Source organism: Streptacidiphilus jeojiensis (assembly GCF_042510965.1).
GTDB lineage: Bacteria > Actinomycetota > Actinomycetes > Streptomycetales > Streptomycetaceae > Streptacidiphilus > Streptacidiphilus jeojiensis.
The window spans coordinates 87,598-109,572 of the sequence record NZ_JBEUKS010000007.1 but is presented as its reverse complement, the minus strand read 5'-3'; the positions used below and the strand labels follow the sequence as shown (position 1 = coordinate 109,572).

Here is a 21,975-nt window from a genome sequence, read left to right as displayed (position 1 = left end):
ATGGCGACTCTCCCATCCTCCCAGGTGCGGCCTGTCGGCGTCGTCGGGGCGGGACTGGTCGGACTGGCCGTCGCCCGGCTGCTGACCCAGCGCGGCCACGAGGTGGTGGTCTTCGAGAAGGAGCCGGAGGTCTCGCTGCACCAGTCGGGGCACAACTCCGGCGTGGTCCACTCCGGGATCTACTACACCCCGGGCTCGCTCAAGGCCGTGCTCTGCCGGCGCGGGGTGACGCTGATCCAGGAGTTCTGCGCCAAGCACGAACTGGAGTACCGGGAGATCGGCAAGGTCATCGTCGCGCACTCGGACGCGGAGCTGGAGCGGCTGCGCGACCTGGAGACCCGGGCCGAGGCCAACGGCGTGCCGGGGGTGCGCTGGCTGGAGCCGGCACAGCTGCGCGAGATCGAGCCCAACGTCCAGGGGCTGGCCGCGCTGCACTCGCCGACCACCGCGATCGTGGACTACCGGCAGATCGCCAGGGCGATGGCGGACGAGATCACCGAGGCCGGCGGAAGGGTGCTGCTCGGCTGCCCGGTCACCGCGATCACCCCGGACCCGCACCACGGCGTGACGGTCCGCAGCGGGGAGCAGCAGTACCAGCTGGACCGGCTGGTGATCTGCGCCGGACTGCAGTCGGACACCGTGGCCGGGCTGGCCGGTGACCAGCCGTCACCCGCCATCATCGCCTTCCGCGGCGAGTACTACCGGCTCCGGCCGGAGCGGGCCGGCCTGGTGCGCGGGCTGGTCTACCCGGTGCCGGACCCGGAGTACCCGTTCCTCGGCACCCACCTCACCCCCAGGGTCGACGGGACCGTGGACGTCGGCCCCAACGCGGTCTTCGCCTTCGCCCGTGAGGGCTACCGGCGCAGCGATGTCAACCTGCGCGAGCTGGGCCGGGCGCTGGCCTGGCCGGGCACCCGCCGGCTGGCCAGGGAGCACTGGCGGATGGGGCTGCGCGAGATGCGCGGCTCGCTGTCCAAGCGGGTGTTCACCGCCGCCGCCCAGCAGTACGTGCCGGACCTGCGGCCGGACGACCTGGTGCCGGCCCCGGCCGGGGTCCGGGCGCAGGCCCTGGACGAGCGCGGGCAGCTGGTGGACGACTTCCGGATATCCACGGTCGGCCCGGTCACCGCCGTCCGCAACGCGCCCTCGCCGGCCGCCACCTCCTGCATGGCGATCGCCGAGCACGTGGTCGACCGGCTGGCTCCGACGACCTGACGGTCCGTCGGTCCGAGGCCTTCTTCTCCTTTACTGAATCTGATCACCTGTCACTTCGTCGCCATCCCGGCGGACATTCACGAAAGAGGACCCGCATGTTCATCGTCGACACCCAGATCCACGTCTGGAAGGAAGAGACCCCGGACCGCCCCTGGGTGCCCGGTGCCCGTGAGCGGATCCGGCTGAACGGCCACCGCGAGGAGGCCTTCAGCTACCAGGAGGCCATCGGCCTGATGGACGAGGCCGGCGTGGACCGCGCGCTGATCCTGCCGCCGTCCTGGGAGGGCGACCGGATCGACTACTCCCTGGAGGCCTGTGAGGCGTACCCGGACCGCTTCGGCATCATGGCCCGGATCCCGCAGAACAAGCCGGCCGAGGGCGCCGCGATGATGCGTGACTTCGCCCAGAACCCGCATGTCAAGGGCACGAGGCTGACCTTCCACCGGCCGATCGACCGCAACTGGATGATCGACGGCACCAATGACTGGTACTGGCCGCTGGCCGAGGAGCTCGACATCCCGACCATGGTGCACGCGCCGGTCTGGAAGGCCGAGCTGGGCACCATCGCCGGCAACCACCCCGGTCTGAAGATCATCATCGACCACATGGGCATCATGGCCCGCTGCGTGGACGACGCCATCGGCTACTGGGCCCAGGAGACCGCTGACCTGTACGAGCACCCCAACATCTACGTCAAGGTCTCGGCCATCCCCGGCTACTCCACCCAGCCCTTCCCCAACCTGAACATCGCCAAGTACGTGCACGCGATGGTGGACCGGATGGGCAAGGAGCGCTGCTTCTGGGGCACCGACATCACCCGTCTCATGGGCCACGGCCTGACCTGGAAGGACACCATCGACCAGTTCACCGAGCACTTCGGCTTCACCGAGGAGCAGCTTGAGTGGATCATGGGCCGCGGCATCAGCGAGGTGCTGGGCTGGCCGATCCCGGCCCAGGCGCCGGCCGAGGCCGTGGCGGGGACTCCGGCCGAGGCACCGGCCAAGGTGGAGGCCGCGCGATGACCGACGAGCGCCTCGACGGCGGCGAGGCCGTCCTGGCCGCCTGTCGGAGCCTGGGCGTGGACGTGGTCTTCGCGTCCTCCGGCTCGGAGTGGGCCCCGGTCTGGGAGGCGCTGGCGCGCCAGGACCGGGACGGCACCGCGGGGCCGCGCTACGTGGACCTGCTGCACGAGACCCTGGCGGTGGCCATGGCCACCGGCTACGGCCTGGTGACCCGCCGGCCGCAGCTGGTGCTGGTGCACGCGGTGCCCGGGCTGCTGCAGGGCGCCTGCGGGGTGCACGGCGCGCTGCTGGCCGGGGTGCCGATGGTGGTGGCCTCCTCGGAGTCCACCACCTACGGCGACGGCCACGGCGCCGACCCCGGCTCGCAGTGGTACCGCAACCTCTCGATCGTGGGCGGCCCGCAGGCCGTGGCCGCCCCCTGGACCAAGTGGTCCACGCAGGTCGGCGACGTCTCCACGGTGTACGGCTCGGTGGTGCGGGCGGCGGAGATCGCCGCCCGTCCCACCGCCGGGCCGGTCTACCTGAACATCCCGGTGGAGGTGCTGCTCGACGAGTGGACGCCGCCCGCGCTGGTCGGCCGGGCGATCCCGGAGGCCGGCCGGCGGGTCAGCACTGCGGCCGATCTGGAGCAGGCCGCCCGGCGGCTGCTGGCCGCCGAGCGTCCGGTGATCGTGACCGAGTCGGCCGGACGGCACGAGGACGGGTTCGAGGCGCTGCTGGAACTGGCCGAGACCCTCGCCGTCCCGGTGATCGAGCCGCAGGCGGCGGTGTGCGCCAACTTCCCGCGCACCAGCCCGCTGCACCGCGGCGGCGACACCGCCGCGGCGGTCGCCGACGCCGACCTGGTGGTGCTGCTCTGCTGCCGGGCGCCCTGGTACCCGCCGAGCGACCGGCCGGTGGCCGCGGACGTCCTGGTCATCGACGACGTACCGCACCGCCCCTACGTGGACTACCAGGTGCTGGGCGCCGACCAGTACCTGGAGGGCGACATCGGCCCCACCCTGCGCGCGCTGACCGGCGCCGTTCGGGAGTTGGGCGTGGACGAGCGGAAGGTGGCCGCCAGGCTCGCCGCGCTGACCGTGCCCCGCACCGCGCCGGCCCCCCGGCAGCCCGCCGAGCACTGGATCGACCCCGGCGACGTGGTGGACTGCCTGCGCGAACTGCTGGACCCGGACGCGGCGGTGGTCGACGAGACCATCACCCACGCCCGGACCGTGCAGCAGCGCCTGCGGGCCGACCGCCCCGGCCGCTACAGCTACGTCCAGGGCGGACTGGGCCAGGGCATCGGGGTGGCGCTCGGGGTCAAGATGGCCGACACCGAGCGGGAGGTGGCACTGGTCATCGGGGACGGGGCGATGCTCTACAACCCGATCGTCCAGTCGCTGTCGGCAGCCCGGCAGTTGGAGCTGCCGATCCTGATCGTGGTCTTCAACAACCGCCAGTACCGCTCGATGAAACTCAACCACCTGCGCTTCTACCCCGACGGTGCGGCGGTGCGCGAGGACGACTTCCGCGGCGTCGACCTCGACGGGCAGCCCGAACTGGCCAAGGTGGCCGAGTCGTTGGGCGTGCTCGGGCTCAGCCTCACCGAGCCGGAGCAACTCAAGTCCGGCCTGGCGCAGGCGCTGGCGAGCGTCCGCAGCGGGGTCAGCGCCCTGGTGGACGTCCGCGTCTCGATCTGAACAACCGTCAATCATCAAGCCCTCTCGACCTCATGGAGGTTACTGTGGCCAAACCACGCACCATCGTGCCGGAGAAGGCGCTGCGCACGCTGGTCAGCGACCTCTTCGTCGTGTCAGGGACCAGCCGGGAGCACGCCGACACCGTCGCCGACGTCCTGGTCTGGGCGAATCTGCGGGGGGTGGACTCCCACGGGGTGTCCCGGGTCCCGCGCTACCTGGAGCTCCTGGAGAGCGGTGAGGCCAAGGCCAGGCCGCGGATCCAGGTGGACCGGTTCAAGTCGGCCGTCGCCATGGTCGACGCCGACTCGGCCCCGGGCCCGGTCGCACTGACCCGGGCCATGGACGAGGCCGTGACCATGGCCCGCGAGGCCGGTGCGGCCTGGGTCGCGGTGCGCGGAACCGTGCACACCGGCGCCATCGGCTACTACACCGAACGGGCCGCCCAGTACGGGATGATCGGCCTGGGCATCGTGGCGGGCGTTCCCAACATGGCCTACCCGGGCGGCTCCGGCGCGGCCGTGGCGACCAGCCCGCTCTCGGTCGCCGTCCCCGCCGGTCGCCACCCCACGGTGCTGCTGGACATGGCCACCGCGGTGATCGCGCTCGGCCGGATCGCCCAGCACAAGGCCGCCGGGACGCCCCTGCCCGAGGGGGCCGCCCTGGCCAAGGACGGGCAGCCGACCACCGATCCGGCGCTGGCCGCGGTGCCGCTGCCGATGGGCGGGGCCAAGGGGGCTGGCATGTCGCTGGTCTTCGAGCTGATGGCCAGTGGGCTGACGGCCAACCCGATCGTCAGCTCCTTCCACAGCGACGACCCCGAGGGGCGGAAGCACCGTCAGAACGCGCTGCTGATGGCCATCGACATCGCCGCCTTCACCCCGGTCGAGCAGTTCCGGTCGCTGGTCGACGAGACCGTGGAGACCATCAAGGCACTGCCGAAGAGCGACCCGGACGGCAGGCTGCTGCTGCCCGGTGAGCGCGGCTCCCGCACGCTCGACGAGCGCATCCTCAAGGGCGTGCCGGTGCCGGACGCGCTGCTGGCCAAGCTGGTCGCGCAGGCCCAGGCCCGCAAGGTCGCCGTACCGGAGGGGATCCCCCACTAGGCACGGCGAAAGGCGACGGTCCGGACCGGGGGCGGGCACCCCGGTCCGGACCGCGTCGTTGTGGCCCTCAGCTGTCGGCGACCATCCGGTCCTCCGGGGTCAGGTGCTCCACGGTGACCCCGGTGGCCATGAAAGTACGCGTGACATATCCGGAGTCGTACACCCACAGAATGGTCATCGGGGTGTCTCCGGTGTTACGGAAAAGATGGGGTATTCCGGCTTCGACATAAGTCGTGTCGTACTGCTGCAACGCAGTCGTCACGCCGTCGATCTCGACCTCTGCGGAGCCGCCGAGGATCGTGACGTGTTCCACGCAATTGTGGGTGTGCAAAGGCGCCCCGGTGCCCACCGGGTACGTACTGATGCCAGAAGTCAAGGTGGTCTTCTCGACCGCGCTGGCACGGGTGACCAACGGGATCGTCTCCACGCTGCCACCCCTGTTGAGCCTGGTCACAGCCGCTGCTTTGATGATGGTCACGGGGTCTCCTCCAGGTTTCTTCCGGTGCCCGGTCAGGCTAGACCGCACCCGGTCCGAGCAGCGCCGCAGGACGCGCACACTAATGTTTCGCCGCCTGCACCATGAATCATCGGCCGACTGTGGACAGCCACTCGGCATTTCAGCAGTGTTAACCCACCACCAACTCCGGCGGTCTTACGAAGGAGGACGCGACGATGCGTCTTGGACCCCTTACCGATCTCAGCCCCCGGCAGCAGGAGATAAGCGACCGAATCACCGCCCGCCGGGGCGGTACCCGTGGCCCGTTCCTGGTGTGGCTGCGCAGCCCGGAACTGTGCGAGAAGGTCGAGGCGCTCGGCGCCTACTGCCGCTTCGAGTCCTCGCTGCCGCTGCGGCTGACCGAGCTCTCGCTGCTGATCGCGGCGCGCCACTTCGACGCCCAGTACTCGTGGAACGCCCACATCGACAAGGCCGTCGAGGCCGGCGTCTCCCGCGCCGCGATCGAGCGGCTGGCCCGGGACGAGGACCCGCAGTTCGAGGCCAAGGACGAGCAACTGCTGTACGCCTTCGCCACCGAGGTGCTCCAGGAGCACTTCGTCGCCGACGCCGTCTTCGCCGAGGCGCTCGCGGCCTTCGGCGAGCGGGGCCTGGTCGACATCATCGGCTGCCTCGGCAACTTCTCCATGCTGTCCATGCTGCTGAACACCTTCCAGGTGGACCTGCAGGCCGACCGCGAGCCGCCCTACCCGGACATCCGCGGCTACACCAGGGTCGCGCCCCGTTCCCGGAAGACGGCGTGAGCGCCACCCTCCAGGACACCCGGCTCGAACAGCCCGGCCGGGCGAACCTGGTCCACACCATCGGTTCGCGCTTCTCACTGATCGGCGTCTGGGTGGTCCTGGCCGTCGTCTACGCCGCCACCGAGCCGGGCACCTTCCTGACCTCCGGTACCTTCCAGACCATCTTCGGCAGCCAGCAGGCGCTGGTGTTCCTGACCGCCGCGCTGCTGTGCACCATCACCATCGGCGAGTTCGTGGACATGTCGGTGGCCTCGACGCTGGGCCTGTCGGCCATCCTGGTACCGGTGCTGACGGTCGACCACGGCTGGAACGTCTGGCTCGCCTCAGTGCTGGCGATCGCGGCGGCGGCCCTGGTCGGAGCCGTCAACGGCTGGCTGATCGTGCGCCTGGGCGTCAACACCATCGTGGTCACCCTGGGCATGGCGACCTTCCTGCTCGGCATCGCGCTCTGGGTCAGCAACCTGACCCCGGTCAGCGGACTGAGCCACAGCTTCTCGCTGATCGCCCTGCAGGACGTGGCCGGCCTGCCGCTGGGCTTCTGGGAGGGGCTGGTGCTGATGCTCGGCTTCGCCTACCTGCTCGCCTGGACCCCGCTGGGCCGCAACATGCGCTTCGTCGGCGCCAACCGCGAGGTCAGCCGACTGGCCGGGATCCAGGTCAACCGGATCCGGTTCGGCTCCTTCATCGCCGCCGGCACCATCGCCGGTGTGGGCGGGGTGCTCTCCTCGGCCGCCACCGGCGGGTTCGACCCCACCATCTCGCAGAGCTACCTGCTCCCCATCTTCGCGGCCACCTTCCTCGGCACGGCCGTGCTGGAACCGGGCCGGTTCAACCCGCTCGGCACGCTGATCGCCGTCTACTTCCTGGCCACCGGCATCCTCGGCCTGCAGCTGCTCGGTGTGGCCGGCTGGGTCTCCGACGTGTTCTACGGCGGCGCCCTGGTGATCGCGGTGACCCTCTCCACCCTGCTGCGCAGGCGCTCGGTCTGAGCACCGCCGGCCGTCCCACCCCCACCCCCCCTTTTCTTCAAGGCCCGTACAGAGGAAGGCGCTACCGCTATGCGTAAAACCGCTCTGACGTTCCGCTCCGGCCGTTCCACCAGATCCGCCGGTTCCACCGGACCGCTCGGCCGCCGTGCCGCGGCGCCGGTGGCGCTGGCCGCCGTCGTCGCCATGGCGCTGAGTGCCTGTTCCTCGTCGTCGACCGGTACCGGCGGCAGCGCCGGCTCCTCCGGTTCCGCGCCGGCCGCCGGCGGAACCGCCACCGCCACCGCCAATGTGGCCAAGCTGACCGAGGCGCTCAGCAGTTATCCGGTGCCCACCGCGACCCTGTCCGGGGTGTCCGCGCTCAAGGGCAAGACCGTCTACTACATCCCGATCACCCAGCAGGCGGCCCAGTTCACGGTCACCGGCACCGCGCTGAAGCAGGCGCTCGCCTCGGTCGGTGTCAACCTGCAGATCTGCAACGGCGGTTCCAACCCCTCGACCATCGCCGCCTGCGTCAACCAGGCGGTCGGCGCCGGGGCCGGGGCCATCGTCACCGACTCCATCCCCTACGCGCTGGCCGGCAACGCCCTGGACGCGGCCCGGGCCAAGAAGATCCCGGTGCTGGTCACCGACCAGATCGCGGACAGCGCCCACCCGGCCGACTCCACCCTCGGCTACATCGAGGGCGCCGGCAGCGCGCAGCTGGTCGCCATCGCCGACTGGATCATCGCCGACTCCAACGGCAAGGCCAAGGTCGTCCTCAACGAGAGCACCGACTCCCCTTCCACCGTCGCCTATGTGACGAAGGCTCAGGAGGAGTTCAAGCAGCTCTGCCCGGACTGCTCGGTGACCGTCAACAAGATCTCCTCGGCCAACTTCTCGCTGATCGCCTCCTCGACCAGCTCCACCGTCCTGCGCACCCCCGGGGTGCAGTACGTGGTCTCCGAGTTCGACCAGTACCTGCAGGTCACCCAGGGCGGGGTGCAGCAGTCCGGCAAGGCCGCCTCGGTCAAGGGCGTCTCCTCGGCGGCCGGGACCGCCGGACTGACGCAGCTCAAGTCGAAGAACTTCCTCTACGTCGACGCCGGCCAGGCCTCGGCCTACCAGGGCTGGGCGACCGCGGACGCCGCGCTGCGGCTGATGCTGGGTCAGACCCTGCCCGACTACACCATTCCGATGCGCCTGTTCACCCGGGACAACGTCGGCTCGATCACCATAGACAGCGCCGACGAGGCGTCCGGCGCCTGGTTCGGGCCGACCGACTTCACCTCGAAGTTCAAGACCCTCTGGGGGGCGGCGTAGATGACTGCCGAGCACTTCGCCGGGCCCGGCGGGCCCGGCGCCGTGCCGCGGCTCCAGGTGACCGGGGTGAGCAAGACCTTCGGTTCCAACCGGGCCCTGCACGAGGTGAGCCTGGAGGTGGCCGCGGGCGAGATCCACGGACTGATCGGGCAGAACGGCTGCGGCAAGTCCACCCTGACCAAGATCCTCACCGGCTACCACGCGGCCGACCCCGGCGGCTCCATCCTGGTCGACGGCCGGTCACTGCGCCAGCCGGTGCGGCCGCTGGACGCCCGCGCCCACGGGGTGGGCGTGGTGCACCAGAGCCTGGGCCTGGTCGACGACCGCACCGTGGTGGAGAACCTGCGGCTGGGCCGGTTCCGCGCGCACGGCGTGGCCCGGCACATCGCCTGGCGGCACGAGCGCGAGCAGGCCCGGGCGGTGCTGGAGCGGCTGGGCCGCCCGCTGCCGCTGCAGGCGCTGGTGGGCAGCCTGTCCGAGGAGGAGCGCGCCACCGTCGCCATCGCCCGGGCGCTGCAGGACACCCAGGACGGCCGGGGCGTGGTGGTCTTCGACGAGTCCACCCGCTCGCTGACCCGGGCCGCGCTGGAGGCCTTCTACGCGATGCTCGACGACGTCGTGGCCACCGGCACCTCGGTGCTGCTGATCAGCCACAGCCTGGAGGAGGTGCTCGCCGCCACCGACCGGGTCACCGTGCTGCGCGACGGACGGACCGTGGCGTCCGGCCTGCGCACCGCCGACCTCAGCGAGGCGGACCTGGTCCACGCGCTGCTGGGCCGGGCGCTCGACGGCGCCGGGGCCCGCAAGCCGGCGGACCCGGACCGACCGGTGGTGGAGATCCGCGCGGTGGCCGGCAAGGGCGTGCAGGAGGCCGGGCTGGACATCGCCCGGGGCGAGATCGTCGGGGTCACCGGGCTGACCGGGGCCGGACACGAGGAGCTGCCCTACCTGCTGACCGGCGTCAGGACGGCGGAGCAGGGAACGGTGTCGATCGACGGCAGGGCCGTGCGGCTGGCCGGACTGGACTGCGCCGGAGCGATCGAGGCCGGCATCGTGCTGGTGCCGGAGGGCCGGGAGCGGCAGGGGCTGGCCCTGGAGCTGTCGGTGTCCGAGAACCTGGTGCTGCCGCAGCGCGGCGGCCCGGGCCGCCGCGCGCTGTCCCGGCTGGACCGTTCCCAGGACCGCGAGCTGGTGGCGGAGTGGGTGCGGACCCTGGACATCAGGCCGCCGCGCCCCGAACTGAACGTGGGTCAGCTCAGCGGCGGCAACCAGCAGAAGGTGCTGCTGGCCAAGTGGCTGGCGACCCGGCCGCAGCTGCTGGTGCTGCACGAGCCCACCCAGGCGGTGGACGTCGGGGCCCGGCATGCCATCGCCGAGGCGATCAGGGCCGCGGCCGACGCGGGCTGCGCGGTGCTGGTGGCCGGCTCCGACGAGAACGAACTGGCGGTGCTCTGCGACCGGGTGCTGGTCTTCCGCGATGGCCGGATCGCGGAGGAGCTGACCGACGACGTGCCCGCCGAGCGGATCGTCCAGGCAATCTATCGGGATGCTGTGCGGCGACCTTTGCGCAGGTCAAGGGTTCCGCAGCGGACGAGGAGAACGTAGGGTCACGGCCAGAGCGGTACCCGCGGGGCAGTTCCTCCGCGCAGCAGTCAAGCACCATGCACACAGCACGAAGGAGTCCTGTGGATCGCATAACCGTGATGCGGAGCTTTGTGAGCGTCGGCGAGCAGGGCAGCTTCAGCCAGGCCGCCCGCCGCCTCGGCGTCTCCGGCTCGCTGGTCTCCCGGCACATCACCGAACTGGAGCACCAGTTGGGGACCCGGCTGGTGAACCGGACCGCCCGGGCGGTCACCCTCACCGCCACCGGACGCCGGTACTTCGACTTCGCCCAGCGCATCATCGACGAGATCGACACCGAGGACGCCGCGCTGCGGGGGGCGCAGGACAAGGCCGAGGGCCAGCTCGCGGTGATCTGCCCGAAGTGGATCGGGAACCTGGACCTGGGGGAGGCGATCGCGGACTTCGCGGTCGACCATCCGAAGATCCATGTCCGATTCGAGGTGGGCGGAATGTCGGACCGCACCTTCGACTTCCTGGACCGCGGTTATGACGTCGCTTTCCACACCAGGGGGCTGCGCGATTCCACCCTCCTTGTGCGGAAGGTGTCCGACCTCGATTTCATGCTGTGCGCGTCGCCGGACTACCTCAAGCGGCACCAGCCGCTCGTGGACCCGTCCATGCTCGCCGACCACGAATGCCTCGTGCACATCAACGACCCGCTCTGGCGGCTCTACCGCGAGGGCCAGGAGACGCACCTCAAGGTGCTGCCGACGGTGTACTCCTCCAACAGCTACCTGACCCTGCGCAAGGCCGCGGTCCGCGGCCGCGGGCTGGCCCTGATGCCGGTGCGCACCGTGGCCGAGGACATCAGGAGCGGGGTGCTGGAGCGGGTGCTGCCCGAGTACGCGGGCCCGGCCCGGTCCCTGTACGCGGTGCACTCGCCCGGCGCGCACACGATGCGCAAGGTCAGGGTGTTCCTGGACTACATCTCGGCCTGGTTCAAGCGGAACCCGATGACCACCGCGGGGACCCTGCACGACGTGCAACCTTAATGTGCCGGCTGCTGCCGTCCACCGCCCTTGAAGGGTGCGGGCCGCCCCGCCTAGGCTGGCCGTGAATTCACGGGGCCGGCAATTCCGGGGTATCGCCCCCATTTCCGAGTGCGCGAGTTCGCCGAATACGACGGGAAGGCCCCATGGCAATTATCCGGATTGAGCGCGCGGTGTACGGGGTCGAGGACGTGGCCGAGTGCACCAGGTTCTTCGAGGATTTCGGACTCGACCCGGTGCGGAAGTCCGACACTGCGGTCGGCGCGTCGGTCGAACTGGCCACCAGGACCGGTCAGATCGTGGAACTGCGGCCGCTCGACGACCCCGACCTGCCGGCCGGCGTCGAGCCCGGGTCCACGATCCGCGAGATCGTCTGGGGCGTCGAGTCCCAGGCCGACCTGGACCGGCTGCACGCCGAGCTGAGCCGGGACCGCGAGGTCACCGTGGACGGCGACGGGGTGCTGCACACCGTGGACGAGACCGGCTACGGCATCGGCTTCGCGGTCGTCGCGCCGCAGGATTCGCATGATGAGGATTCACAGCCAATTGCCAGGCCGGTGAACCAGCATGGGGACGTCCGGCGCTGGAACGCCCCGATCGACCCCTTCGGGCGGGTCCGGCCGCTGCGGCTGTGCCATGTCGCGCTGAACATCCCCAAGGAGGGGCGCGAGCGGGCCACCGGTTTCTACCTGGACCGGCTGGGCTTCCGCGCCACCGACGTGGTCAAGCCGATGGGCACCTTCATGCGTGCCGAGGGCGACTCCGACCAGCACACCATGCTGCTGTGCCACCGCCCGGACCGGGCCGGCCTCAACCACACCGCCTATGAGGTACGGGACTTCGACGAGGTCGTGCTCGGCGCCAACCACATGATCGAGCAGGGCTGGCGCGAGGCACGGAAACTGGGTCGGCACACGGTCGGCTCCAATGTCTTCCGCTTCGTGCACGCCCCCTGCGGGGGCCGGGTGGAGTACGCGGCCGACATGGACCGTGCGGACGACAGCTTCGAGACCCGGGTGCACGAGACCACGCCGCCGCACCACATCTGGACCCTGCAGACCAACCGCGAGCAGACCAACCGCGACAACGATCGAGAGGGCGAGGCATGACCGCCACCAGCTCCTACCCGCCCCTGGCGCTGTACATCGACGGCGCGTGGACCCAGGGCAGCGGCACCCGCCGGGAGCCCGTCGTGGACCCGGCCACCGGGCAGGTGCTCGGTGAGCTCCCGCTCGCCGAGCCGGCCGACCTGGACGCCGCGCTGGAGGCCGCCGACCGCGGCTGGCGCAGCTGGCGGGACACCCCGATCGAGACCCGCTCGCGGATCCTGCACACCGCCGCCCGGCTGCTGCGCGAACGCGCGCAGGAGATCGGCCGGGTGATGACCATGGAGCAGGGCAAGCCGCTGGCCGAGGCCGCCGGCGAGGTGCTGCGGGTGGCCAACCTGCTGGAGTGGGACTGCGAGGAGGCCCGCCGGGCCTACGGCCGGATCATCCCGACCGGACCGGGCGAGAACCTCACCGTGCTGCGCGAGCCGATCGGCCCGGTCGCCGCCTTCGTACCGTGGAACTTCCCGGCCGGGAGCCCGATGCGGAAGATCGCCGCCGCGGTGTCGGCCGGCTGCTCCATCGTCATCAAGGCCTCGGAGGAGGTTCCCGGCACCGCCGTCCTGATCACCCGGGCGTTCCACGACGCCGGGCTGCCGGCCGGGGTGCTCAACCTGGTCTTCGGCGTGCCGGAGGAGGTGTCCAGCCATGTGATCGTCTCCCCGGTGATCCGGTTCGTCGCCTTCACCGGGTCCATCCCGGTGGGCAAGCACCTGGCCCAGCGGGCCGCCTCGGTGATGAAGCCCTCGGCGATGGAGCTGGGCGGCCACGCCCCGGTGATCGTCTGCGCGGACGCCGACCCCAAGTCGGCGGCGGTGGCCTGCGCCCGCGGCAAGTACGCCAACGCCGGCCAGGTCTGCACCTCGCCCAGCCGCTTCTTCGTGCACCGCTCCATCGCCGAGGAGTTCACCACCGCCCTGGTCGAGGCCAGCGAGGCGGTCCGGGTCGGCAACGGGCTGGAGCCCGGGGTGCAGATGGGCCCGCTGGTCAACGCCCGCCGCCGGGAGGCGGTGCACCGACTGGTCACCGACGCCAGGGAGAAGGGCGCCACGGTCCTGACCGGTGGTGAGATCCCGGACGGGCCGGGCTACTTCTACCCGCCCACGGTGCTGGTCGACGTCCCCGCGGACGCGGCGATCCTCTCCGACGAGCCGTTCGGCCCGCTCGCCCCGGTGATCGTCTTCGACGACCTGGACGAGGCGCTGCGGCAGGCCAACGCGCTGCCCTACGGCCTGGCGGCCTACGGCTTCACCAACCGCGCCGACACCGCGGACCGGCTGGTCCGCGGCTTCGAGGCGGGCATCCTGTCGATCAACCACACCGGCGGCTCAGTGCCGCAGGCGCCCTCCGGCGGCTACAAGGAGAGCGGCTACGGACGCGAGGGCGGCGCCGAGGGCCTGGACGGCTACCTGGTCACCAAGCGGGTCTCGCACCGGCTGCAGGCCTGACATGGGAGGCCTGAGATGAGGTGGATACGCTTCCGGGCCGGTGGGCGCACCGGCTTCGCCGCACTGGACGAGGTGGGGGTGCACCCGGTGCACGGCGAGCCCTGGGCCGAACCCGAGCCCACCGGTGAGCTGCTGACGCTGGATCAGGTCGAGCTGCTGCCACCGGTGGTGCCGCCGACCTTCTACGCGGTGGGCTACAACTACGCCGACCACATCCGCCACGTCGCCGAGCGGATGGGGACGAAGCCCAACCTGCCCGAGCGGCCCGAGGTCGGCTACCGGGCCGCCAACGCGCTGACCGGCCACGGGCAGCCGGTGGTCCGTCCGGCCGACTTCACCGGACTGCTGGAGGCCGAGGGCGAGTTGGTGGCGGTCATCGGCCGGCGGCTGCGCCGCTGCTCGCGGGAGGAGGCCAGGGCCGGGGTCTTCGGCTGGACGATCGGCAACGACGTCAGCGCCCGCGAGTGGCAGCGCGCCGACCGCACGTTCTGGCGGGCGAAGAACAGCGACAGCTTCAAGCCGATGGGGCCGTGGATCGAGACCGAGGTCGACCCGATGGCCTCCACCACCACGGTGACGCTGAACGGGGTCACCGCCGCCGAGTTCGCCACCGGCGGCATGATCTTCGACCCCTACGACTACATCGTCGAGACCTCCCGCTACATCACCCTGCACCCGGGCGATGTGCTGTGGATGGGCGCCGACGCGACCGTGGCGATGAACGTCGGCGACACGCTCTCCGTCGAGATCTCCGGTATCGGCGTCCTGAGCAATCCCGTCGTCCAAGAGGAGCCGCCCTCGGCGGCCGAGGAGAACCCATGAGTACCCGACCTGCCTACATCCACCACGTCAACTTCCCCACCACCGACCCCGATCGCACCGCCGCCTGGTACACCCAGGTGTTCGGCCTGAAGCGGATCACGCCCAAGAGCAACACCAAGGTCGTGCTGATGACGCGCGGCAACTTCGACCTGCACTTCACCCCGGTCGAGGAGATGGACCGGATGTCGCCGTACCACTTCGCGATGGAGGTGGAGGACTGGGACGAGTTCCTGGCGCACCTCAAGTCGCTGGGGATCCGGCACACCCGGCCGATCGAGCGCCCGGAGAACAACTCCAAGTTCTGCTACATCCACGACCCCGACCACACCATGATCGAGCTGGTCTACCACGGCAACCGACCGCCCCTGGGCGGCGGTAAGCCGGCGACCGCGCACGGAGCTGAGTGACCCGATGCCTTACGCGAAGACTGCTGACGGCACGTCCGTCTACTACGAGACCCACGGCGAAGGCCCCGCCGTCGTCCTGGTGCACGGCTCCGGCGGGCACCACGCCGCCTGGTGGCAGCAGGTGTCGGCGCTGAGCCGCCGCTACACCGTGGTCACCCTGGACCTGCGCGGCTTCGGCCGCACCTCGGACGCGGCCGCCGCGGTCGACCTCAGCGAGGGGCTGGACGCGGGGCTGTTCCCCGGCGACATCATCGCGGTGCTCAAGGACGCCGGGATCGACCGGGCCGTGCTGGCCGGCCAGTCCATCGGCGCGGTGGCCGCTCTGCGCGCGGCGCTGGCCGAGCCGGGGCTGGTGGCCGGGGTGGTGCTGGCGCACTCGCTGGGCGGCATCAGCGACCCCGAGCTGTCCCCGCTGGTCGCCGCCGACCGGGCCGAGGCGGTGAAGCTGCCGGTGCTGGACCGGCTGCTGACCCGGGCCTTCCGGGAGACCGACCCGGCCAAGACCTTCCTGTTCCGGCAGATGGGCACCTTCAACCGGGCCAAGATGCAGGACCTGCGGAACCTGGACACCGACGGCCCGACGGTGGCCGAGATCAACGCCTCCGGCATCCCGATCTACTTCCTGGCCGGCGCTGACGACGCGGTGCTCAGCGGCAAGACCGTGACCCGGGCCGCCGAACTGCTGGACCACGCGCACCTGGACCTGGTCCCGGACGCGCCGCACGCCATGTACTGGGAGAAGCCCGAGCTGTTCAACGCGGCCCTGGAACGCTTCCTCCAGCTGGCCTACCCCAACGAGGAGACGGTGACCGCATGAGCGCCCCATCCCTGGCCCTGGCCACCCGGTTGATCGAGGACGCGCGCAAGCACGCCACCGAGCTGGGCAAGGCGCTGAGCATCGCCGTCGTCGACTACGGCGGCTTCATCGTGGCGGTGGAGCGGATGGACGGCGCCCGCCCGATGACCCCGAGCATCGCCCTGTCCAAGGCCTACTCGGCGGCCGTGATGCAGCGTCCGACCGTCAAGCTGCAGGGCTGGTCCGCCAGCGACCCGGTCTTCTTCAGCCAGGTCGCCCGGATGGGCCAGCACCCGATCGTCGCCACCAAGGGCGGCTTCACCCTCAAGCAGGACGACGAGATCATCGGCGGTGTCGGCATCTCCGGCGGCAGCCCCGACGAGGACGAGGCCATCGTCCGGGCGATCGTCGCCGCCGCCGGCCTGAGCACCGACTTCCCGGACTGGGCCGGCCTCAAGAAGGATGTCGAGAACCGTGGCTGACGACTTCAAGTACCACATCGACCACCATGCGGGCCTGACCCCGCCGGCCGCGCTGCTGGAGGCACGGGCCGCCAACCTGCGCGGCGAGCTGGACGATGCCGGGCTGGACGCGGCCGAGGACGCCGCCGTCGCCGAGGCGGTCAGCACCCAGCGCAGGCTGGGCCTGGCGGCGGTCAGCGACGGCTGGTTCCGCAGGTCCGACCCGCTGAGCGTGGTCCACGACGGTGTCTCCGGCTTCGGGCCGGAGCTGCTCGGCGGGCCGGTGGCGGAGCTGCTCGGCGCTTCGGTCCCGGTGCGCCGCAGGGCGGTCGGGCCGCTGGAGCGGGCGGCGCGGCTGGCGCAGCACGAGAGCAGCGCCCTGCGCGGGGTCACCGAGTTCCCGCTGCTGGTCTCGCTGCCGTCGCCCGGCTACGTCGCCGAGCTCTCGGCCGTCGAGGGCGAGCAGCCGAAGGCCGTCGAGGAGGCCGGTGCGGCCCTGGGCGCGATCATCGGTGCGGAGGTCGCCGCGCTGGCGGCCGAGGGCGTGGCCTACGTACTGCTGCACAACCCGCTCTACGGCTTCCTGCTCAGCGCGCGGGGGGCCGAACGCGCCGCCGGACTGGGCCTGGACGCCGTCGAGCTGGTGGAGCGGATGCTGGCCGCGGACGCGGCGGTCCTCGACGGCCTGGAGACCCCGGACACCTTCCACCTGGGCCTGGACCTCAGCACCGGCGGCGCCGCCGACCTCACCGCCGGCTACGCCGACGCGCCGCTGGCCGTCTTCCAGGAGCGCCAGCCGTTCGACCGGATCTGCGTCGAGTACCCGGCCCTGGAGCAGGCCCGATTCCCGCTGTCCGGGGTACGCCCCGGCGTCGTGGTCTCACTGGGCCTGGTCGACGTCCGCACCCCCGAACTGGAGTCGGTCGACGAGATCGTGGCCCGGGTGGACGCCGCAGCCGAACAACTCGACATCGACGACATCGCCCTGTCGACCAACGGCGCCTTCACAGCGGAGAGCGGCCTGACCGCCAATCAGGAGCGGCTCAAGCTGCAGCTGGTGGAGATGGCAGCGCGGTACTTCTGGGGCAACGAGCTCTGACCACGGGCGGGTGCTGTCCAGCGAGCGACCGGGGGGACGCTCGCCGGGCAGCACCTTTTTCGTTGCGCCGGACGGCGGCGCCCGGTCACGCCGACTCGCGTACCACCAGGCGGCAGGGGACCTGGTGCAGGCCCGGGCTGGGGTTGGTGTCGATGGCCTCCAGCAGGCGCAGGGCCGCGATCCGGCCGATCTCGACCAGGTCGACGTCGATGGTGGTCAGCGGGGGGCGGGCGGCCAGGGTCATGGTGTCCCAGTTGTCGTAGCCCACCACCGCGACCTGTTCCGGGACCGGCACGCCGCGTTCGCGCAGGGTGTCGGTGACCCCTCGGGCGATCTGGTCGTTGCCGCAGAAGATGGCGTCCGTGTCGGGCGCCGCGCGCAGCACCGCGTCCGCGGCACGGCGGCCCCAGGCCTCGCTCCAGTCGCCGAAGTGCACGCGCCCGGTGGAGAGTTCGAGGGACGCCTGCTGGAGCAGCCCGGTGGTGAAGCGGGCCCGGTCGCTGGCGGCGGCGTGGTGCGCCGGTCCGGTGACATGGGCGATCCGGGTGCGGCCGGAGCCGAGCAGGTAGTCCACGGCCAGCTGGCAGCCGTGTCTCTCGTCGGAGACCACCGAGGTGTCGGCCGGGTCGGTCGACGGTGACAGGGCGTAGACCACGGGGATCTCCCTGACCCCGGTCAGCGGCGGACGCGGATCGGTGCGGCGGCCGGTGACGATGATGCCGTCCACCCGACGGTCCATCAGATTGCCCAGATGGTGCTGCTCGCGGATCTGGTCGCCCCTGGTGTCGCAGAGCAGCACCGAGATCTTCCCCGCGCCCAGCGCGTCCTCCGCGCCCAGCAGGACCGGGGTGCTGAAGCGGCCGATGCCGTCGGTGGTCATCAGCCCGACGGTCCAGCTGCGCCCGGTGTGCAGGCTCTGGGCCTGCGGGTTGGGGCGGAAGTCCAGGGCCTGGACGGCGTCCAGCACGCGTTGGCGGGTCTCGGGACGCATCCTGCCGTTGCCGCTGAGGGCTTTGGACGCAGTCCCGACGCTCACACCGGCGAGCGTGGCCACGTCCGTGAGGGTGGTGGCCCTCGTCCTGGCGGGAGAGCGAACCGGGTCCGACACGGGCAATCCTTTTCTCACTTGGGCTTGGTTCCCTCATAGTGCCAGCGAAGACCCGTGCTGACCAGTCGTGGGCAGACGAAAACCCGTCTTGCGCAAGCCCTTGACGGCCCGCCAGGTTGACCTTACGTTTCCGGCTTGGAAAAGGTTTGCTCAGCTTTCCAGCTCTCCTGCTTTCCCGGCAACGAACTTGGGAGTTCCATGTCCCGCACCGTCTCCACCTCCACCCCAACCGCGACCGGCCCGGTCCGGCTCGGCCCGCAGGCGCGGGCCGCTCTGCGACCCACCGCCGGGCCGACGGTGACCGCGGGGTTCTGGGCCGAACGACGGCTGGCCAATGCCCGGGTGAGCATCCCGCAGGGCCCGGAGCTGCTCGAATCCGCGGGCAATCTGCACAATCTGCGTCTGGTCGCCGGCGCCGAGGAGGGGGCCTTCGAGGGCCACTACCCCTTCGTGGACTCCGACGTCTACAAGTGGCTGGAGGCGGCGTCCTGGCAGCTGGCCCAGGGCGACGGCGACACCGGCGCGCTGGCCGCCGAGGTCGAGCGCATCATCGCGCTGGTCGCGCAGGCTCAGGAGGAGGACGGCTACCTCAACACCTGGTTCCAGACCGGAAAGGGCGAGGGCCGCTACTCGGACCTGCGCTGGGGCCACGAGCTCTACTGCGCGGGCCACCTCATCCAGGCCGCCGTCGCGCACCACCGGGCCACCGGGGGCGGGCAACTGCTCGCCGTCGCACGGCGTTTCGCCGACCACATCGACTCCGTCTTCGGACCGGAGCACAGCGGGCGGCCGATCGACGGCTTCGACGGCCACCCCGAGGTGGAGACCGCCCTGGTGGAGCTGTACCGGGAGACCGGCGAGCAGCGCTACCTGGACCTGGCCGGCTACTTCGTGGACCGGCACGGCCACGGGCTGCACGGCAACGAGGCCTACTGCCAGGACCGGGTCCCGCTGCGCGAGGCGGAGACGGTGGAGGGCCACGCGGTGCGCCAGCTCTACCTGCTGGCCGCCGCCGCCGACCTGGCGACGGAGACCGGCGAGGCGGCGCTGACCGAGGCGTCCGAGCGGCTCTGGCACGCCATGGCCACCACCAAGACCCATCTGACCGGCGGGGTCGGCGCGCACCACGACAAGGAGGACTTCGGCGACCCCTACGAACTCCCCAACGAGCGCGCCTACTGCGAGACCTGCGCCGCCATCGCCTCGATCCAGTTCAGCTGGCGGCTGGCCCTGCTCACCGGGCGGGCCCGGTACAGCGACCTGATCGAGCGCACCCTGTTCAACGGCTTCCTGGCCGGGGTCTCGCTGGACGGGGAGACCTGGCTGTACGTCAATCCGCTCCAGGTGCGCGACGGTTACGTCGACGCCGGCGGCGACCAGTCGTCGCGCCGCACCCGCTGGTTCCGCTGCGCCTGCTGCCCGCCGAACGTGATGCGGCTGCTGGCCAGCCTGGAGCACTACCTCAGCTCCACCGACGGGAACGGCCTGCAACTGCACCAGTACGCCTCGGGCCGTTTCAGCGGGGACGCCGCCGGCGCGCCCGCAGTTGTGAGCGTTAACACCGACTATCCGCGGGACGGCCGGATCCGGGTCACCGTGGAGCAGAGTCCCGGGCAGCCGTGGACGCTGTCGCTGCGCATCCCGGAGTGGTGCGACCGCTACTCGCTGCGGCACGGCGGCAGCGGCGACCCGGTCGCCGAAGCCGTCGCCGCCGAGGGGTGGCTGCGGGTGGAGCGGACCTGGGCGCCCGGGGACGAGCTGGTCCTGGAGCTCGACCTGACCCCGCGTCTGGTGGTCGCCGACCCGCGGGTGGACGCGGTGCGCGGCTGCGCGGCGATCGAGCGCGGCCCGCTGGTGTACTGCCTGGAACAGGCCGACCACCCCGGCGGCGGGCTCGACGACGTGTCGATCGACCCGGCCGTCCCGCTCACCGTCAAGGAGCGCCCCGACCTGCTCGGCGGCGTGGTCACCGTCCTCGCGGCAGGCAACCGGAGCACCCCGCCGCCCACCGCGTCCGGCTGGTGGCCCTACCGCGCCCGCCCGGAGGCGCAGAGCGACAGTCCCGCGCCCGCCCCGGACGGGGGGACCGCCATCGAGCTGACCGCCATCCCGTACTACGCCTGGGCCAACCGGAGCAGCGGCGCCATGCGCGTCTGGCTGCCGACCGACTGAAGAACCGTCAGCACCACCCCTGTCCCATTCCCGTGTCGTACCGACACCGCAGACAACGAGGTCTACCAGCATGAGACATCTGAGCCGTACCCTCCTGGCCACCCTGCTGGCCACCGGCACGCTCGCCTCCGCAGTCGCCTGTTCCTCCGGCGGCGGCTCGGCGACCGGTTCCGGAACCGCCAAGGCGTCCACGTACACCTTCTGGGACCCGTACCCGCAGTTCGACGCCGGCTCCGCCTGGGCCAAGCTGGTCGCCTCGTGCGGCACCCAGGCCGGGGTGACCGTCAAGCGCACCGGGATGGACACCACCGACCTGGGCAACAAGGCCCTGCTCGCCGCCCAGCAGGGCAACGCCCCGGACGTGATGCTGGTCGACAACCCGGTGGTGTCCACGCTGGTGCAGGCCGGGATCCTGAACAAGACCAGCGACCTGGGCCTGGACACCTCCGCGATCCAGGCGAACATCATCGGCGCCGGGACGGTCGACGGCTCCGCCTACGGCATCCCGATCGGGGCCAACACCCTGGCGCTGTACTACAACAAGAACGTGCTGAAGGCCGCCGGGGTCGACCCGACGGCGATCAAGGACTGGGCCTCGCTCACCGCGGCGCTGAACAAGGTCAAGGCCGCCGGCAAGAAGGGCATCACCTTCTCCGCGATCGGCACCGAGGAGGGCAGCTTCCAGTTCCTGCCCTGGTTCTGGGGCGCCGGCGGCGACCTGACCAAGCTGAACAACGCCAACGGCGCCGCCGCGCTGTCGCTGTGGAAGGGCTGGGTCTCCGACGGGCTGGCCCCCAACGACGTGCTCAGCAACACCCAGACCACCAGCTGGCAGGAGTTCGCCACCGGCCAGTACGCCTTCGGCGAGAACGGCACCTGGCAGCTGGCCAACGCCGACAAGGCCGGGTTCCCGTACGGCGTGATCAGCATCCCGGCGCAGAACGGCGGGGCAGCCCCGGCGCCGACCGGCGGCGAGTTCGTCACCGTCCCGGTGCAGAAGGACTCCTCCCGGTACGACACCACCAAGAAGATCGTCACCTGCCTGACCAGCTCCGCCAACCTGCTCTCCACCGACACCACGCTGTCCTACATCGCGCCCACCAGCGCGGTGCAGACCCAGCAGGTGGCGGCCAACGCCGAGTTGAAGCCCTGGGTGACCGCGGTGGCCGCGGCCAAGGGGCGGACCAGCGGCGGTCTGGGCACCAAGTACCCGGTGATCTCCGAGCAGATGTGGACCGCGGTGCAGTCGGCGCTGTCCGGCGGCAAGAGCCCGCAGGCCGCCCTCGACGCGGCGCAGACCGCCGTCGCCAACCACCAGGGCTGACCGGCACCCCCTTCGAGGGCCTGTCCCTGGACGTCGCCACCGCACCGAGGAGC

General features: G+C 71.3%; 20 protein-coding genes. 18 read left to right on the top strand and 2 right to left on the bottom strand.

Going from position 1 to position 21,975, the window contains the following annotated elements:
• The 4 genes from lhgO to ABUW04_RS20305 all read left to right on the top strand — a co-directional run bounded on the left by lhgO (position 1) and on the right by ABUW04_RS20305 (position 5,022).
• Complete coding sequence (gene lhgO, locus ABUW04_RS20320) at positions 1-1,215, top strand: L-2-hydroxyglutarate oxidase (protein ID WP_380566088.1); 1,215 nt, start codon at positions 1-3, stop codon at positions 1,213-1,215.
• 95 nt (positions 1,216-1,310) lie between these two features.
• Complete coding sequence (locus ABUW04_RS20315; RefSeq protein WP_380566087.1) at positions 1,311-2,237, top strand: amidohydrolase family protein; 927 nt, start codon at positions 1,311-1,313, stop codon at positions 2,235-2,237.
• The gene (locus ABUW04_RS20310) at positions 2,234-3,919 is read left to right on the top strand and encodes a thiamine pyrophosphate-dependent enzyme (RefSeq protein ID WP_380566086.1); all 1,686 of its coding nucleotides are present in this window, start codon (positions 2,234-2,236) and stop codon (positions 3,917-3,919) included. The genes ABUW04_RS20315 and ABUW04_RS20310 overlap by 4 nt, the downstream gene beginning before the upstream one ends.
• 44 nt (positions 3,920-3,963) lie before the next feature.
• Entirely contained in the window at positions 3,964-5,022 is a 1,059-nt protein-coding gene (locus ABUW04_RS20305; protein WP_232242472.1) for an Ldh family oxidoreductase, read from the top strand.
• A 67-nt stretch (positions 5,023-5,089) separates the two neighbouring features.
• Here the strand turns inward: ABUW04_RS20305 and ABUW04_RS20300 are convergent, their stop codons facing one another.
• Positions 5,090-5,500, bottom strand: coding sequence for a cupin domain-containing protein (locus ABUW04_RS20300; protein ID WP_030260121.1), 411 nt, complete (start codon positions 5,498-5,500; stop codon positions 5,090-5,092).
• A gap of 194 nt (positions 5,501-5,694) precedes the next feature.
• Between ABUW04_RS20300 and ABUW04_RS20295 the strand changes: the two genes are divergently transcribed.
• From ABUW04_RS20295 to ABUW04_RS20240, 12 genes are all read left to right on the top strand, one after another.
• Positions 5,695-6,279, top strand: coding sequence for a carboxymuconolactone decarboxylase family protein (locus ABUW04_RS20295; RefSeq protein WP_380566085.1), 585 nt, complete (start codon positions 5,695-5,697; stop codon positions 6,277-6,279).
• A complete protein-coding gene (locus tag ABUW04_RS20290) occupies positions 6,276-7,268 on the top strand; it encodes an ABC transporter permease (RefSeq protein ID WP_380566083.1) in 993 nt (330 codons plus the stop codon). The genes ABUW04_RS20295 and ABUW04_RS20290 overlap by 4 nt, the downstream gene beginning before the upstream one ends.
• A 69-nt stretch (positions 7,269-7,337) precedes the next feature.
• Positions 7,338-8,567: a sugar ABC transporter substrate-binding protein gene (locus ABUW04_RS20285; protein WP_380566082.1), complete on the top strand. Its 1,230-nt coding sequence runs from the start codon at positions 7,338-7,340 to the stop codon at positions 8,565-8,567.
• Positions 8,568-10,172 carry a sugar ABC transporter ATP-binding protein gene (locus ABUW04_RS20280; RefSeq protein WP_380566081.1) on the top strand — a complete coding sequence of 535 codons (1,605 nt, stop codon included), beginning with the start codon at positions 8,568-8,570 and terminating at the stop codon, positions 10,170-10,172.
• Positions 10,173-10,252: 80 nt separating this feature from the next.
• Positions 10,253-11,182: a LysR family transcriptional regulator gene (locus tag ABUW04_RS20275; protein WP_030260130.1), complete on the top strand. Its 930-nt coding sequence runs from the start codon at positions 10,253-10,255 to the stop codon at positions 11,180-11,182.
• 143 nt (positions 11,183-11,325) lie between these two features.
• Positions 11,326-12,288 (top strand): VOC family protein, encoded by a 963-nt coding sequence (locus tag ABUW04_RS20270; RefSeq protein ID WP_380566080.1) that lies wholly within the window; start codon positions 11,326-11,328, stop codon positions 12,286-12,288.
• Positions 12,285-13,733 (top strand): NAD-dependent succinate-semialdehyde dehydrogenase, encoded by a 1,449-nt coding sequence (locus ABUW04_RS20265; protein ID WP_380566078.1) that lies wholly within the window; start codon positions 12,285-12,287, stop codon positions 13,731-13,733. Before ABUW04_RS20270 ends, ABUW04_RS20265 begins: the two co-directional genes overlap by 4 nt.
• A gap of 15 nt (positions 13,734-13,748) precedes the next feature.
• Positions 13,749-14,555: a fumarylacetoacetate hydrolase family protein gene (locus tag ABUW04_RS20260; RefSeq protein WP_380566077.1), complete on the top strand. Its 807-nt coding sequence runs from the start codon at positions 13,749-13,751 to the stop codon at positions 14,553-14,555.
• Positions 14,552-14,962, top strand: a complete 411-nt coding sequence (locus tag ABUW04_RS20255) for a VOC family protein (RefSeq protein WP_380566076.1) — start codon at positions 14,552-14,554, stop codon at positions 14,960-14,962. The genes ABUW04_RS20260 and ABUW04_RS20255 overlap by 4 nt, the downstream gene beginning before the upstream one ends.
• A gap of 4 nt (positions 14,963-14,966) precedes the next feature.
• Positions 14,967-15,779, top strand: coding sequence for an alpha/beta fold hydrolase (locus tag ABUW04_RS20250; RefSeq protein ID WP_030260139.1), 813 nt, complete (start codon positions 14,967-14,969; stop codon positions 15,777-15,779).
• Complete coding sequence (locus tag ABUW04_RS20245; RefSeq protein WP_030260143.1) at positions 15,776-16,240, top strand: GlcG/HbpS family heme-binding protein; 465 nt, start codon at positions 15,776-15,778, stop codon at positions 16,238-16,240. Before ABUW04_RS20250 ends, ABUW04_RS20245 begins: the two co-directional genes overlap by 4 nt.
• Positions 16,233-17,318: a hypothetical protein gene (locus ABUW04_RS20240; protein ID WP_380566075.1), complete on the top strand. Its 1,086-nt coding sequence runs from the start codon at positions 16,233-16,235 to the stop codon at positions 17,316-17,318. Before ABUW04_RS20245 ends, ABUW04_RS20240 begins: the two co-directional genes overlap by 8 nt.
• A gap of 85 nt (positions 17,319-17,403) precedes the next feature.
• Here ABUW04_RS20240 and ABUW04_RS20235 read toward each other — a convergent pair whose 3' ends face one another.
• Positions 17,404-18,426 (bottom strand): LacI family DNA-binding transcriptional regulator, encoded by a 1,023-nt coding sequence (locus ABUW04_RS20235; protein ID WP_380566074.1) that lies wholly within the window; start codon positions 18,424-18,426, stop codon positions 17,404-17,406.
• A gap of 198 nt (positions 18,427-18,624) precedes the next feature.
• Here ABUW04_RS20235 and ABUW04_RS20230 point away from each other — a divergent pair, with 198 nt between their 5' ends.
• Positions 18,625-20,598, top strand: coding sequence for a glycoside hydrolase family 127 protein (locus ABUW04_RS20230; RefSeq protein WP_380566072.1), 1,974 nt, complete (start codon positions 18,625-18,627; stop codon positions 20,596-20,598).
• A 70-nt stretch (positions 20,599-20,668) separates the two neighbouring features.
• Positions 20,669-21,922 carry a sugar ABC transporter substrate-binding protein gene (locus ABUW04_RS20225; RefSeq protein ID WP_030260152.1) on the top strand — a complete coding sequence of 418 codons (1,254 nt, stop codon included), beginning with the start codon at positions 20,669-20,671 and terminating at the stop codon, positions 21,920-21,922.
• Positions 21,923-21,975 lie beyond the last annotated feature (53 nt).